Source organism: Halanaerobium sp., from assembly GCF_003070835.1.
The window spans coordinates 14,687-29,561 of sequence record NZ_QBLR01000020.1; the positions used below are offsets into that span (position 1 = coordinate 14,687).

Here is a 14,875-nt window from a genome sequence, read left to right on the forward strand (position 1 = left end):
TACAAAATGTCAATAACTAATACAAAATTCTAAAAATAAATAATTGTACTAACACAAAGGAGTGATTGTTATTTTTGAATTCAGCCTAAATAAGGAAAGTGATAAAACTCTTTACCTACAGCTCTATAAAAAGTTAAAAAACGAGATTAAAAATAATATTCCTGCTGATACAAAGCTGCCGCCAATTAGAAAATTAGCAGAAAAAGTTGGAGTCAATCCAGCAACTGTAGTTAAAGCATATAATTTATTAGCAGAAGATAATTTAATTTATAAAAAAGTAGGTAGTGGAAGTTTTGTTGCTCCAACTCAAAAAGTTATAAGACCTGAAACAGGTGAAAACATGCTGGAACATGGGCAGATTAAATTATCTGAGAATATTAATTTAGCAAGTGCTGCTCCCAGCAAAGAATTATTTCCCGTTGAAGATTTTAAATATGCGATTAATCAGGTTTTGGAAAGAGACCAGGGAGAAGCTTTTAGTTATCAAAAAAGCCAGGGGTTTTTACCTTTAAGGAAATCTATTCAAAAATATTTTATGAATAATGGAATAAATTCTTCTTTAAAACAAATTCAGGTAGTATCTGGAGCTCAGCAGGCAATTGATATTTTAAGTAAGATATTATTAGATTTTGGTGAAAAAATTGTTGTTGAAGATCCTACTTATTTTGGAGCACTTCAGGCTTTTAATTCCAGGAAAGCAGATATAATAACAGTTAAGATGCAGGCTGATGGAGCAGATTTAGCAGAGTTAGAAACTCATCTTAAAGAAAAGCAAATTAAATTTTTCTTTACCATGCAGAACTTCCAAAATCCAACTGGTGTCAACTGGAGTTTTGAAAAGCAGCAGCAGCTTTTGAAATTAGCAGAAGAATATGATTTTTATATTATTGAGGACGATATTCTTTCTGATTTGTATTATAATGAAAGTAGAGTAAAAACATTAAAAGAATCTGATGAAAAAGATCGAGTAATCTATATTAAAAGTTTTTCAAAGGTGTTTATGCCTGGATTAAGATTGGCCTTCATAATTTTACCAGATAAGCTGCTGCCGGAATTGTTGGAAGCTAAATATGCTACTGATATTTCAAGTGGAGGCTTAACCCAACGGGCTTTTGATTTCTATTTGCGGGAAGGTCTGCTAGATAAACATATAGATCTGCAGCGAAAACTATTTAGAAAGAAGTATAATTTAATGACTGCTGAAATTAAAAGTGAGCTTCCTGCAGAAATTAAAGTTGTTTATGAGTCAAAAGGAGGTCTCTACTTATGGTTAAAGCTGCCAGCAAATGTTGATGCTAAAGAACTTTATCAAGCTGCAGTTAGTATAGGTTTAGTTTTTTCACCTGGTTATTTATTTTCTTTAAATAATATTTTTTCTAATTATATTCGCTTAAGTTTTGCAGCTGTAAATGAAGATGAGATTAGAAAAGGGATTAAATTATTTAAAAAAATATATTATGAGTATTTAGGTAAAGAAATAGATCAGGAATACAGTCCATTACTATAAAAATGATATAAGATGCTGGTTATTTCCAATTTTTTTAAGGATAAGATATTTGTTTATGCTTGACATTAAAAATACCATCTGTTAAGATGAAGTTGTAAAATCAAAAATTAAATTTGTACCTCATATAATAGTGAGAATATGGCTCACAAGTCTCTACCGAACACCGTAAATTGTTCGACTATGAGGGAAGTGTACCTAGGTTTCCGCAGTATAAGTAGGGGTAGTTTATATTTTTTAACCTACATAAAGTTTGGCTTAAATACTGGCTGGTCCGAGCGGTACAGATATTGATATATCACACCGAAGGGATAAAAGCCCAGGCGGGGAGGTTCTACTCATTGAATGTAGAGTCTTCCTACCTGGGCTATTTTTATTTGTTCAGATAATTTGCTTGATTTGAGGTTAGAAATTTGAATCTTTGAGTATACGATAATCCAGTTTAAAACTGGAAATATAAAAGTGGGAGTGGATAGAATGAACATTCTTCTCATCGGAAGTGGTGGAAGAGAAAATGCACTCGCCTGGAAATTAGCACAGAGCAGTAGAGTAAAAGAGTTATATATAGCAGCAGGTAATCCAGGTACTGCAGAATATGGAGAAAATCTTGAATTTGACGAAAGTAATCAGGAAGCACTATTAGAATTTGCTTTAAAAGAAAAGATTGATATTACAGTAGTTGGACCGGAGGCACCGCTGGCAGCAGGAATTGTTGATTTATTTGAAGAACACGATTTAAAAGTTTTTGGACCTAAAAAAGCAGCAGCACAGCTGGAAAGCTCAAAGGCTTTTTCTAAAAAGCTGATGGAAAAATACAGTATTCCTACAGCTGAGTACAGGAGTTTTACCAGTGCAGATGAGGCAAAAGCCTATATTAAAGAAAAAGGTGCACCAATTGTAGTTAAGGCATCCGGCCTGGCAGCAGGTAAAGGTGTTATTGTAGCTCAGACAGAAGCAGAAGCAGTTAAAGCAGTTGAGACAATAATGCTCAATGATAAATTTGGAGAAGCCGGGGAAAAAGTTGTTATAGAAGAATTTTTAGAAGGTGAAGAAGCAACAATACTTGCTTTTTGTGATGGTAAGACAGTAGTTCCGATGATTCCTTCTCAGGATCATAAACCTGCCTATGATGGAGGTAAAGGTCCAAACACAGGTGGGATGGGAGCTTATGCACCAGCACCTGTAGTTACAGAAGAAATTATGGAAGACTTTAAAAAAGAAATCATGGAACCGACTTTAAAAGCTCTGCAGAGTGAAGGACTGGATTTTAAAGGTATTATTTATTTTGGTCTGATGATAAAAAATTCTCGGGCAAAAGTTTTAGAATATAATGTTCGTTTTGGTGACCCGGAAGCACAGGTTGTACTGCCGCTTTTAGAAACAGATCTGGTAGATATTATGGAGTCTGTATTAAAAGAAGATCTTGATAAAATTGAAATAAAGTGGAAAGACAAAAAGGCACTCTGTGTGGTAATGGCTTCAGGTGGTTATCCTGTTAATTACGAAAAAGGTAAAGAAATCACCGGAATTAAGGAAGCAGCGGCTGCTCAGGATATAATTGTCTTTCAGGCTGGCACTCGGCTGGAAGGAAATAAACTTCTGACTGATGGAGGTAGAGTTCTGGCAGTTACAGCTTTAGGAGATAGTTTTCAGGAAGTTATAGATAAGGCCTATCAGGGTGTAGAAAAAATTCATTTTGAAGATTTTCAGATTAGAAAGGATATTGGACATAAAGCACTGAAAAAATAAATTTAACCGGGAGGTTATAATTTGAAGTTTAAAGATAAAACCAGACAAAAAATTGGTATTATCGGTGGTGGTCAGCTGGGTAAGATGATGATTTTAGAAGCTAAGAAAATGGGCTTTTATGTTACGATTTTAGATCCCACAAAAAAATGTCCGGCCCACAGTATTGCTGATCAGCATCTGGTTGCTGATTTTGATGACAGAGAGGCAATTAGAAAACTCGCAGAACAGTCTGATCTAATAACCTATGAATTTGAGCATATAGGGGTTGAACCTTTAAAAGAACTGGAAGCTGAAGGCTATAAGATTTATCCGACTGCCCGCAGCTTAGAGATTATTCAAAATAAATATCATCAGAAAAATGTTTTAAAACAGGATCAGATAGCTGTACCCGATTTTGTTAAAGTAAAAAATCCAGCTGAGATTAGAGAGGCTGCAGAAGAGTTTGGCTATCCGCTGATGTTAAAAAGCTGTACAGGTGGTTATGATGGCAATGGAAATGCTTTAATTGACAGTCCAGCTGAGGTGAAGACTGCTTTTCAGGAACTGGGAGCAGGGAAAGCTCCCCTGATGGCAGAAAAATATATTCCTTTTAAAAAGGAAATTTCTATTATAGCAGCCCGCGGTTTAACTGAAGAGATGGAAGTTTATCCGACTGGCGAAAATGACCACCAGGATAATATATTATATGAAACAAAGGTGCCGGCAGAAATTTCAGCCGAGCTGGAAGATGAAGCAGAAGAATTTGCCAGAGAGGTGCTCAAAGTGTTTGAAGGCATCGGAATTTTTTGTGTAGAAATGTTTGTGACAGAAGATAATCAGCTGCTGGTTAATGAAATTGCTCCGCGCCCCCATAATTCAGGTCATTATACAATTGAAGGCTGTGTGACTTCTCAATTTGAACAGCATGTCAGGGCAGTTACCGCTTTACCGCTGGGAGATACGACTCTGCTGAGGCCGACAGTAATGCGGAATATTTTGGGCAGTGGCAAAGAGGGCAGAGCAGAAGTGGTTGGGCTTGATCCTGCTTTAGCTGTAGAGGGAGTAAAAGTTCATATTTATCAGAAGACAGTTTCCAGACCCGGCCGCAAAATGGGTCATCTGACTGTGACAGCAGCCAGTTTAGAAGAGGCAGCAGAGAGAGCTTTAAAAGCAAGTAAATTAATAGAAATCAAAGGTGAAAAAGATTAGGGAGGTAAAATTTTATGAAGCCTAGAGTAGGAGTTATTATGGGCAGTGATTCTGATCTGCCGGTAATGAAAGAGGCAGCAGAAATTTTAGATCAATTTGAGGTAGAATATGAGCTGACAGTTGTTTCGGCTCACCGGACACCGGAGAGGTTGTACAACTATGCAGAGACTGCAGAAGAAAAAGGACTGGATGTAATTATTGCTGGAGCCGGAGGTGCAGCTCATCTGCCGGGAATGGTAGCAGCTGTGACAACAGTACCGGTAATTGGTGTTCCGGTTAAAACATCAAAGTTGAGTGGACTAGATTCACTTTATTCAATAGTCCAGATGCCGCCGGGAGTTCCAGTAGCAACAGTTGCTATTAATGGGGCCAAAAATGCCGCCTTACTGGCAGTTCAGATTTTAGCCCGCAGTGATGAAGAGTTAAATCAAAAGCAGAAAGAATACAGAAAAGAAATGAAAACTAAAGTATTGAAAACAGCAGATAAATTGGAAGAGCAGGGATATGAAGAATACCTTGAGAGGAGCGAAAAATTTGCAGACTAGAGATATTTTTGCCAATATAAGTCCCCTTGATCACCGTTATTCAAGGCGGAAAAAGAATTTTGACGAGATTGGAAAATACCTTTCAGAAAATGCGACTATTAAGTTTCAGGCAGAGGTGGAGCTGGCCTTGGTTAAGGTGCTGGCTGAGAGGGGAATGGCACCTAAGAAGGCTCCAGCTGAAGTAAAAAAAGCGATTGCAGAATTAACTACAGAAGAGGTTTACGAAGAGGAAGCAAAGACCAAACATAATATTAGAGCCTTAGTTAACTGTATTCAAAAAAAGGTAAGCAAAGAGACCCGCCCCTATATTCACTTTACCGCTACTTCTTATGACATTGTTGATACAGCCAACTCACTCCGCTATCAGAAGGCAGCTCAGGAACTAATACTACCTAAATTAAAAGAACTACATCAGAGCTGGGCCGAGATTGCTCTCAGAGAAAAAGATAGAGTTCAGATTGGCCGAACCCACGGTCAGCATGCAGTACCGGTAACTTTTGGTTTTACCATTGCTGAATATGTGGCCCGCCTGGGAGAAAGAATAGAAGAAGTTGAAGCCAAGGGAGATAAACTTGTCGGTAAATTTGCTGGAGCAGTTGGAGCTTACAATGCCAGCGGCATCTTTTTTGAAGATCCGGAAGAATTTGAAAAAGAAGTTTTAGCTGAGCTCGGTTTAAAGCCGGGTGAGCATTCAACTCAGATAGTTCAGGCAGAGCCTATGACAGATTTTATTCACGCTCTGGTTTCAACCTTTAGTGTACTGGCAGCCTTTGCTGATGATATGCGCCAGCTGCAGCGCTCGGAAATTGCAGAAATTGGGGAGCACTTTGGTAAAGATCAGGTTGGCTCTTCAACCATGCCCCACAAGCGGAATCCGATTAACTATGAAAATGTAAAGAGTTTATGGAAGGCCTTTATGCCCCAGATGACTACCGTTTATATGGATCAGTTATCTGAACATCAGCGTGACCTGACCAATTCAGCGTCTTCCCGTTTTATTCCTGAATTAATAACAGCCCTGCTTTCAGCAGCAGCCAGATTGACCAGAGTCAGCTCCAAGATGGCGGTTGATCAGGAAAATATTAAGAAGAACTTTGAACAGAATAAAAAGATGATTGTAGCTGAGCCCTTATATATTTTATTAGCAGCAGCCGGTCATCCCGATGCTCATGAGGCAGTGCGCAAGCTGACCTTAAAAGCTCAGGCGACAGAACTTTCTTTAAGAGAACTGGTTGATCAGAGTCAGGAACTGCAGGGCTACTGGGACAAGTTCACTGACCAGCAGAGAGAGCTAATTTTAAAACCGGAAAGGTATACAGGTATCGCAGCCGAAAAAACAGAAAAAATAGTTAAAAACTGGCAGCAGAAATTTGAATATGATCTCAAAACGGAGGTTTTATAAAGATGGAAAAAAAGGAAATGATCTATGAGGGAAAGGCCAAGCAGATTTTCAGTACAGATCAGAATGACCAGGTGATTGTGCACTTTAAAGATGATGCAACTGCTTTTGACGGCCAGAAAAAGGGCCAGATTGCAGAAAAGGGAGAGATTAATAATAAGATCAGCAACTTCTTTTTTAAGCTTTTAGAAGAAAAGGGAATTAAAACCCATCTAATAAAAGAACTTAATGAGCGTGACTCTCTGGTTAAAAAGGTTGAGATTATTCCGCTGGAAGTTGTAATGCGCAATGTTGCAGCCGGCAGCCTGGCTAAAAGAATCGGCATGGAAGAAGGAGAGCCGCTGAAGCAGCCGGTAATCGAATTTTATTATAAAGATGATGACCTGGGAGATCCTTTGATTAATGTCTCTCATATTGAACTTTTAGGACTGGCCGGTCGGGAAGAGCTGGAGCGTTTAATTGCCCTGGGCCATAAAATTAATGATATTTTAGTGAAATTTTTAAAAGAGCGGAATGTAGATCTGGTTGACTTTAAACTTGAATTTGGTAAAACAGCCGAAGGCGAGATCATCCTTGCTGATGAGATTACTCCTGACACCTGCCGCTTCTGGGACAGTGAGACTAAAGAGAAGCTGGATAAGGACCGCTTCCGCCGTAATCTTGGTGATGTGGAAGAGGCTTATCATGAAATGTATAAGAGGATTACCGGCCAGGACTGGAAATAAGCTAATCAGCTAATAATTAATAAGGATTCTATTTTATTAAAACAGAATATATCTCTTTCCATAGTAATTTTAAAATGAATCTAAGATTCTAATTTCGCATTAAATTGGACTACCTTCCCGATCACAGCCTCCTGCTGTGCGGTCAGTTCAGGACATCGTGTCCTTCAGTCCAATTTAATACTCATTATCATCAAGATTCATTAATTAAAATTCCTGGTCATTCGCTATATACTGTTTAGAATAAAATAGATCTCATTTAATAATACTTTTACCTGATTAGCTTATTCCATCCCGCCCGGATCGGTCAGAAGGAAAACAATTATCAGAATTAAGTTGAATTAGAATAAAACTATAGAGTTGTTAAATATATTCTTCTTTCAAAAAATAGATATAAACATAACTTTATAGAAGCTTATTTCCATCCAGGCAGTTGTTGGTATTGATTGGGGAGAAAAATAAATTTCAAATTATGTTTTAGCATTAAGGGAGGAAAATTGATGAGAGAAAGTTATAATTTCTCTAAGAAAGCAAATACAGTTAAGCAGAGTTCAGCTGATCTAAAGTTAACTCAGGCTGAGCTGAATGAAGATAAAATGAGCGAAGAATGTGGAGTTTTTGGTATTTTTAACGCTGATGGTGAGAGTAGTGCAGCAGAATTGACCTATCTTGGTCTGATTGCTCTGCAGCACAGAGGCCAGGAAAGTGCCGGTATCTGTGCCAACCATCAGGGAAAGTTTAACCTGCATAAGAGTATGGGATTGGTGGAAAGTGCATTTGAAAAAGAAGACATTAGAAAGCTAAAAGGTGAGATGGCAATTGGCCATGTCCGCTATTCAACAAGCGGCTCCAGTAAGCTGGCCAATGCCCAGCCAATTTTAATTAACAGCATCAAAGGGGATCTGGCCCTGGCGCATAATGGTAATCTGGCCAATGGAGCTGAGCTCAGAAATAACCTGGAGCAGAATGGATCAATATTTCATTCAACTTTAGATACGGAAGTGATTGCGCATCTGGTGGCCCGCTCTTTTGAAGACGATATCGTTGAAGCTCTTATTCAGAGCCTGCACCAGCTGAAGGGTGGATTTTCACTGGTAGCAATGACCAAAGACGAGCTGGTTGCAATCCGTGATCCACGCGGTTTTAGACCGCTTTCGATTGGGAAGCTGGACAACAGCTATATTGTGGCCTCCGAGAGCTGCGCCTTCGATATTATTGGAGCTGAATTTGTGCGTGATGTGGCTCCCGGTGAGGTAGTAGTAATCGATAAAGATGGAATTAAAAGCAGACGCTATACTGGTGAAAATGGAACCAGCCTCTGTGTCTTTGAATATATTTATTTTGCCCGTCCTGACAGTAATATAGCCGGTCAGAACGTTCTGCTGGCCAGAAAAGAAATGGGTAAACAGCTGGCCCGAGAGATGGATGTAGATGCTGATATAGTTGTACCTGTTCCGGATTCTGGTATTGCAGCAGCTTTAGGATTTGCCGAAGAATCAGGTATTCCCTATGCTCAGGGGATTTTAAGAAATCGCTATATGGGCAGAACCTTTATTCAGCCGACTCAGGAGATCAGAGACTTAAAAGTAAGACTCAAACTGTCACCGATCAAAGAAATTATTGAAGGTAAAAAAGTTATTCTAATAGATGATTCAATTGTCAGAGGTACAACCAGTAAGCAAATTATTGGGCGGATCAAAGAAGCAGGAGCCAAAGAGGTTCACATGGCGATTTCCTCACCACCTGTAGAACATCCCTGCTATTTCGGACTTGACACATCTCGCCGGCAGGAACTAATTGCCAGCAGTAATTCTGTAGAAGAGATAAGTGAAAGCATCGGAGCTGACAGTCTTCATTACTTAAGTCAGGCAGGAATGCTCAAATCAATTAAAACTGAAGTTGAGCTTGGATTCTGTACTGCCTGTTTTGATGGTGATTATCCGATAGACAGCCGCTACTTAAGTGAGGAGGATTAATTATGGGTTTAGATTATAAAAAAGCCGGGGTTGATATAGATGCCGGCAATCAGGCAGTTGAATTAATCAAAAAAGATGTGCAGTCGACCTTTGGTCCGGAAGTTATGACCGGATTGGGAGGTTTTGGGGGACTTTTTAAACCAGATTTAAGCAAATACAAAAATCCAGTTTTAGTCTCCGGTACAGATGGAGTGGGGACTAAACTCAAGCTGGCCTTTAAACTTGATCTGCACAGTACAATAGGTATTGATTTAGTTGCCATGTCGGTTAATGATATTTTAGCCCAGGGAGCTCAGCCTTTATTTTTCCTCGACTATCTGGCAACAGGAAAGCTGGAGCCGGAAAAAACAGCGGAGATTGTAAAAGGTATTGCAGCCGGCTGTAAAGAGGCAGGTGCGGCCCTGATTGGCGGAGAAACTGCAGAAATGTCAGGTTTTTATCAGCCGGGCGAATATGATCTGGCTGGTTTTGCAGTTGGTATAGTTGATCAGGAAGAAATTATTACTGGTAAAGAAATTGAAACCGGAGATTTAGTTATTGGGCTTAAATCAGATGGTCTGCACAGTAATGGTTTTACCCTGGCCCGAGCAGCACTTTTTGAAAAGGCTGGTTTCGACTATACTGCTGAAGTTGAAGGCTTAGAAAAGAATTTAGGCGAAGAACTGCTCCGTCCGACTAAGATATATGTAAAAACTGTTCTGGCTCTGCTTGAAAAATTCAAAATTAAAGGAATTGCCCATATTACTGGTGGAGGTTTAATCGAAAACTTACCGCGAATTCTGCCGGCAGGATTAAAAGCTGAAATTCAAAAAGACAGCTGGCAGCCCCAGCAAATCTTTGAGCTGATTCAGGAAGCAGGCGAGATTGCAGAAAGAGAAATGTATAGAACCTTTAATATGGGAATAGGGATGACTTTAGTTATTAATAAAGAAGATAAAGAAAAAATACTTGGAGAACTTGAGGAAATGGGAGAAGAAGCCTGCTTAATTGGAGAAATAAAAGCAGGAGCAGAAGACCCCTCTCTCGAAATAAAGTAAAGAAGGTGCAGAAATGCTAAAAATAGCTGTTTTTGCCTCGGGTAGAGGCTCAAATTTTCAATCAATTATTGACAACATAAAAAGTGGAGATATCCCAGCAGAAATTAAACTTTTAATCAGTGATCGTCAGGATGCTGGCGCTTTAAAAAGAGCGGAACATGAAGAGATAGAGCATCTTTTTATTGATCCGGATCATTTTGAAACAAAAGCTGATTATGAAGAAGAGCTGATTGGGCTTTTAGAAAATGCCGGGGTAGAGCTTGTTGTTCTGGCCGGATATATGAGGATTTTATCACCACTTTTTGTTAAACATTTTCAAAATCAGATAATCAATATTCATCCTTCACTTTTACCTGCATTTAAAGGTCTTGACGCTCAAAAACAGGCGGTTGATTATGGGGTTAAATACAGCGGCTGTACTGTACATTTTGTGGATCAGGGAATGGACACCGGTCCGATTATTAAGCAGGCAGTGGTAGAAGTTGAAGCTGATGACAGCGCTGATGATCTGGCAGCAAGAATTCTAAAAGAAGAACATAAAATTTATCCTGAGGCAGTTAAATTAATTGCAGTGGGAAGAATCAAAATTGAAGGACGAAAAGTTAAAATTCTAAAGGAGGAAAAATAACTTTGTCTAAAATTAAGAGAGCATTACTTAGTGTTTCCGATAAGGAAGGTATTGTAGATTTTGCTAAAGGTTTAAAAGAATTTGGAGTAGAGATAATTTCAACCGGTGGTACCGGCCGCCTTTTAAAAGAAAAAGGGATTGAAGTTACAGATATTGATCAGGTGACAAATTTTCCAGAAATGATGGATGGACGGGTAAAGACTCTGCATCCAGCTGTTCACGGCGGTATTTTGGCAGTTAGAGAAAATGAAGAGCATTTAAAGGAAATTGCAGCTCAGGATATTGAGCCTATAGATTTAGTTGTCTGTAATCTCTATCCTTTTGCAGAAACAATTGCCAGAGAAGATGTAAGTTTAGAAGAAGCAATTGAAAATATTGATATTGGTGGACCAACAATGATCCGCTCAGCTGCTAAAAATAACGAAGATGTAGCAGTGGTAGTTGACCCGGCTGATTATGACGAGCTTTTAGCTGAGATGAAAGTCGGTAATGGCGGCTTAACCAAAACTCAAAAGCTTAAATTAGCCTATAAGGCTTTCCATCATACAGCGGAATATGATCAGAGAATACAGAAGTATCTTGGAGAAGTTGTAATGACGGAAGAGGAAAAGAAAGAACTGCCTGAAACATTACTTGACCGCTATGATAAAAGGGAAGATCTCCGCTATGGCGAAAACCCACATCAGAAGGCAGCCTTCTACTTAGAAGAAGAGCAGAATGAGCCCTCCATTTCTACGGCTGAGCAGCTGCACGGAAAGGGAATGTCCTACAACAATATCAATGATACAGATGGAGCTTTAGAGCTGATCAAGGAATTTGAAGCTAAGCCGGCAGCCGCAGTAATCAAACATGCCAACCCCTGTGGTATAGCAGAAGCAGATAATTTAAAAGATGCTTTTGTTAATGCCCATGCAGGTGATCCTCTATCTGCCTTTGGTTCAATTGTCGCTGCCAACAGGAAAATTGATGCAGCAACAGCCAGGGAAATTGCCGATCAGGATAAATTTATCGAAGTTGTAATCGCTCCTGATTATGAAGCTGAGGCTTTAGAAATTTTAAAAGAGCGCTCTGATAAGATGCGGATTTTAAAAACTGGAGAGCTTTCTATTAACCGTGAGAAGCCGGGCTACAGCATGAAAAAAGTAACCGGTGGCCTTTTAGTTCAGGACAGAGATTTAGCGCAGACTACTGCTGAAGATTTAGAGGTAGTAACTGAAAAAGCTCCAACCAAGGAGCAGATTGAAGACCTTCTATTTTCCTGGAAGGTAGTAAAACATGTTAAGTCAAATGCAATTGTAATGGCCAAAGATGAAATGGTAGTTGGTGTTGGTGCCGGTCAGATGAGCAGAGTTGATTCGATAATTATTGCCGGCCGCAAAGCTGATGGCCGTCAGGAAGGTGGAGTTGTGGCTTCAGATGCTTTCTTCCCCTTCCCGGATGCTGTAGAAAAGGCAGCTGAGCTGGGAATCAAAGCAATTATTCAGCCAGGCGGCTCAATTCGTGATGAGCAGGTAATTGAAGCCTGTAATGAATTAGGAATTGCTATGGTCTTTACCGGTAAGAGGCACTTTAGACATTAATGTTATTATAATTTAGAAAGCAGTTTTATCTTAATAAGGTGATTTAAATAAATTAATTTAAAGCAAAAAATCCAGTTTAACTGGATTATTATAACTTTCCCTAATCAATTCTCCATTCTTTAGCAGAGGTCTCTACTCAGCCGCTGCTAGCAGGATGGAGAAATTTATTTTTAAATAAAGGAATTTTCCTGCTAATAACGAATACTATTAATAATGGTATTTAAAAAATTTAAAATTTAATTTTAAGGGCAAAACAGGCGAAAGTCTGTGACGCAAAAATCTGAATCTAAGGATTAAATCTATGATTGTCAGATCTACCTCAGGATAAAATAGCCAGTGTTTTTAGCTGGCTATTTTTGCTATTATATTATTGTATATTAAATTAATTTGTTTACTTATATTTAATTTTAGATCAAAAAAATTAGGAAGCGGTAATTGATAATCCGGATTTTTAATAGGAGCTGATAACTTTGAAAGATATATTTGTAGTTGAGGATTCCAAATTTGATAGGGCAAAAATTAAAGAAATTTTAACTAGTTTAGAATACAGTGCAGAATATTTTTCTGAGGCAGAAGAAGTTTTAAGACAGATAGAAAATATAAATAAAAATAAGTTACCACAATTAATGATTGTTGATATAGTGCTGGCTGGGAAGCTGAGTGGTTATCAACTGGCTGAAAAAATAAAAAGAAAATATGATGTTCCCATTATTTTTTTGACCGCTGATTCTAAGAAAAAAGAGTTAAATCAGCAGCTTTTGAATGGAGAACTTTTTTTGAACAGACCGATTGATTATCATGAATTAAAAAATAATATCAAGATAATTATGGGAAAAAGGAAAGTAGATTATATTATCGAGGAAAAAGTTAATAAAGAAATTGTCAAAAACCTGGATCAACAAATTTGGTATTTCAAAGATCCTTATACATATAAGATGGTTAATCATAGTTATGCTTTGTTTTTAGGAAAAAAAGAAGAAAAGTTTAGGGATCAATATATTTATGATATTTTAAAGCCTAAAGAGGCTGAGGAAGTAATTGCAGAAAATATAGAGATATTTTTAGATAAAAAAGATATTAAAAATGAAAAATGGTATAAAAACTCTAATGGTGAAAATAGACTGCTTGCTATTAAGAAAAGTCCAATTTTTAATGCACAGGGTGCTGTAGAAAATATTTTTTGTCAGGCAGAAGATATAACTGAGCAGAATATTTTGGAAAATGAACTGAGACGTAATCGGGATAATCTGCAGCGAATAATTGAAGCGGTGCCGGATATGATATTTTTAATAAACAAAAATGGGGATGTTTTAGACCTCTGGACAGGAGATGAATCAAAATTACTTTATCCGAAAAAAGAGGCGCTTGGTAAAAATATTAAGGAATTTTTAACTGAAGCAGCTTACGCTACCTATCAGGATAAGATTAATACGCTTTTTAACCAGAAAAATTCTGTTGCTTTTGAATACAGTCTTTTGATAGATAATACCAGGAAATATTATGAAGCAAAAATGTTAAATCTTGAAACTGAAGGACAAAAGCAAAATATTATTGTCAGTGTGAGAGATATTTCTGAAAGAAAAAAGAGCAGTTTAAAACTTGAAAAGTTATCGCGAGAATTTGAGACTATTTTCAATAATGTAGAGAATGCAATATTTTTAATTAATGTTGAAAATGAAGAATTGAAATTTCAACGGCTAAATACTTTTCATGAAAATGCTACTGGATTGAAGACCGAGGATATAAAAGGGAAAACTCCAGTTGAAGCTTTTGGAAAAGATTTTGGTGAAGAGCTGGAAACAAATTACAGACAGTGTCTGATTGAAAAAAAGACTATAAGTTATGAAGAAGAACTTGATTTACCTGCAGGGAAAAGAATCTGGCTGACAAAGCTGACTCCTGTGATAAATGATAAAGGAGAAGCAGAAAAAATTGTCGGAACTTCTCTTGATATTACAGAAAATAAAATTAAAGAAAATGAGATTCAGTATTTATCTTTTCACGATGAGATGACCGGCCTTTATAATAGAAGGTATTTTGAAAATGAGATGCAGAGATTGGACTCCAGCCGCGAACTGCCAATTACAATTATGATCGCAGACTTAGATAATTTGAAATATGTCAATGATAACTTTGGTCACCAGGCAGGAGATGATTATATTATTACAGCTGCTCAAATGATAACCGACTCGACCAGAGATGAAGATATTGTAGCCAGAATCGGAGGAGACGAATTTGCTTTGATTTTACCAGATACTGCTAGTAGTGAAGCCCAAAAGATTTACCAGAGAATCAAATCAAAGCAGAGTAAATATTTTAATGGAAATAATGTAATCAATATATTTTCGATTTCAATTGGTTATTCAGTTAAAGATACAAATGAATTATCTTTAGAAGAAGTATTTAAAGCAGCAGATAAGAAGATGTATGTTAATAAGGCAGAAAATAAAAAATGAAAAAAACCGCCTCGGGAAAAAGGCGGTTAAAACAAGGAGAAAAGTATCTATTACTTTTATCTATGCTTAAAGCTGTCCTCTGCAACAGCTT

The 14,875-nt window shown here is 37.8% G+C and carries 11 protein-coding genes and 2 riboswitches; all 11 genes read left to right on the forward strand.

Going from position 1 to position 14,875, the window contains the following annotated elements:
• Positions 1–61 precede the first annotated feature (61 nt).
• The 11 genes from CI949_RS04030 (at position 62) to CI949_RS04080 (ending at position 14,784) form a co-directional block, all read left to right on the forward strand.
• Positions 62–1,507: a PLP-dependent aminotransferase family protein gene (locus tag CI949_RS04030; RefSeq protein WP_243734055.1), complete on the forward strand. Its 1,446-nt coding sequence runs from the start codon at positions 62–64 to the stop codon at positions 1,505–1,507.
• A gap of 100 nt (positions 1,508–1,607) precedes the next feature.
• Positions 1,608–1,708, forward strand: a riboswitch (purine riboswitch).
• Between the two features lie 273 nt (positions 1,709–1,981).
• Positions 1,982–3,253, forward strand: a complete 1,272-nt coding sequence (gene purD / locus CI949_RS04035) for a phosphoribosylamine--glycine ligase (RefSeq protein WP_133531114.1) — start codon at positions 1,982–1,984, stop codon at positions 3,251–3,253.
• A 21-nt stretch (positions 3,254–3,274) separates the two neighbouring features.
• Positions 3,275–4,441, forward strand: coding sequence for a 5-(carboxyamino)imidazole ribonucleotide synthase (locus CI949_RS04040; protein WP_290763222.1), 1,167 nt, complete (start codon positions 3,275–3,277; stop codon positions 4,439–4,441).
• A gap of 14 nt (positions 4,442–4,455) precedes the next feature.
• On the forward strand, positions 4,456–4,986 hold the full coding sequence (gene purE, locus CI949_RS04045) for a 5-(carboxyamino)imidazole ribonucleotide mutase (protein ID WP_290763224.1): 531 nt from the start codon (positions 4,456–4,458) through the stop codon (positions 4,984–4,986).
• A complete protein-coding gene (purB, locus tag CI949_RS04050; protein ID WP_290763226.1) occupies positions 4,976–6,388 on the forward strand; it encodes an adenylosuccinate lyase in 1,413 nt (470 codons plus the stop codon). Before purE ends, purB begins: the two co-directional genes overlap by 11 nt.
• A gap of 2 nt (positions 6,389–6,390) precedes the next feature.
• The gene (gene purC, locus CI949_RS04055; RefSeq protein WP_290763228.1) at positions 6,391–7,110 is read left to right on the forward strand and encodes a phosphoribosylaminoimidazolesuccinocarboxamide synthase; all 720 of its coding nucleotides are present in this window, start codon (positions 6,391–6,393) and stop codon (positions 7,108–7,110) included.
• A gap of 497 nt (positions 7,111–7,607) precedes the next feature.
• The gene (purF, locus tag CI949_RS04060; RefSeq protein ID WP_133531119.1) at positions 7,608–9,083 is read left to right on the forward strand and encodes an amidophosphoribosyltransferase; all 1,476 of its coding nucleotides are present in this window, start codon (positions 7,608–7,610) and stop codon (positions 9,081–9,083) included.
• Between the two features lie 2 nt (positions 9,084–9,085).
• Positions 9,086–10,120, forward strand: a complete 1,035-nt coding sequence (purM, locus tag CI949_RS04065; protein ID WP_290763231.1) for a phosphoribosylformylglycinamidine cyclo-ligase — start codon at positions 9,086–9,088, stop codon at positions 10,118–10,120.
• Between the two features lie 13 nt (positions 10,121–10,133).
• The gene (purN, locus tag CI949_RS04070) at positions 10,134–10,748 is read left to right on the forward strand and encodes a phosphoribosylglycinamide formyltransferase (protein ID WP_290763233.1); all 615 of its coding nucleotides are present in this window, start codon (positions 10,134–10,136) and stop codon (positions 10,746–10,748) included.
• Positions 10,749–10,750: 2 nt separating this feature from the next.
• Positions 10,751–12,328: a bifunctional phosphoribosylaminoimidazolecarboxamide formyltransferase/IMP cyclohydrolase gene (gene purH, locus CI949_RS04075; protein ID WP_290763235.1), complete on the forward strand. Its 1,578-nt coding sequence runs from the start codon at positions 10,751–10,753 to the stop codon at positions 12,326–12,328.
• 237 nt (positions 12,329–12,565) lie between these two features.
• Positions 12,566–12,650: riboswitch (cyclic di-GMP riboswitch) on the forward strand.
• Positions 12,651–12,798: 148 nt separating this feature from the next.
• Positions 12,799–14,784, forward strand: coding sequence for a diguanylate cyclase domain-containing protein (locus CI949_RS04080; RefSeq protein ID WP_290763237.1), 1,986 nt, complete (start codon positions 12,799–12,801; stop codon positions 14,782–14,784).
• The last annotated feature ends 91 nt before the right edge of the window (positions 14,785–14,875 follow it).

Excerpts from the sequence above, each read along its gene's own strand:
- purE (WP_290763224.1), top strand. The coding sequence starts at position 4,456 with ATGAAGCCTAGAGTAGGAGTTATTATGGGCAGTGATTCTGATCTGCCG.
- purF (WP_133531119.1), top strand. The coding sequence starts at position 7,608 with ATGAGAGAAAGTTATAATTTCTCTAAGAAAGCAAATACAGTTAAGCAG.
- purM (WP_290763231.1), top strand. The coding sequence starts at position 9,086 with ATGGGTTTAGATTATAAAAAAGCCGGGGTTGATATAGATGCCGGCAAT.
- purN (WP_290763233.1), top strand. The coding sequence starts at position 10,134 with ATGCTAAAAATAGCTGTTTTTGCCTCGGGTAGAGGCTCAAATTTTCAA.
- purC (WP_290763228.1), top strand. The coding sequence starts at position 6,391 with ATGGAAAAAAAGGAAATGATCTATGAGGGAAAGGCCAAGCAGATTTTC.
- purD (WP_133531114.1), top strand. The coding sequence starts at position 1,982 with ATGAACATTCTTCTCATCGGAAGTGGTGGAAGAGAAAATGCACTCGCC.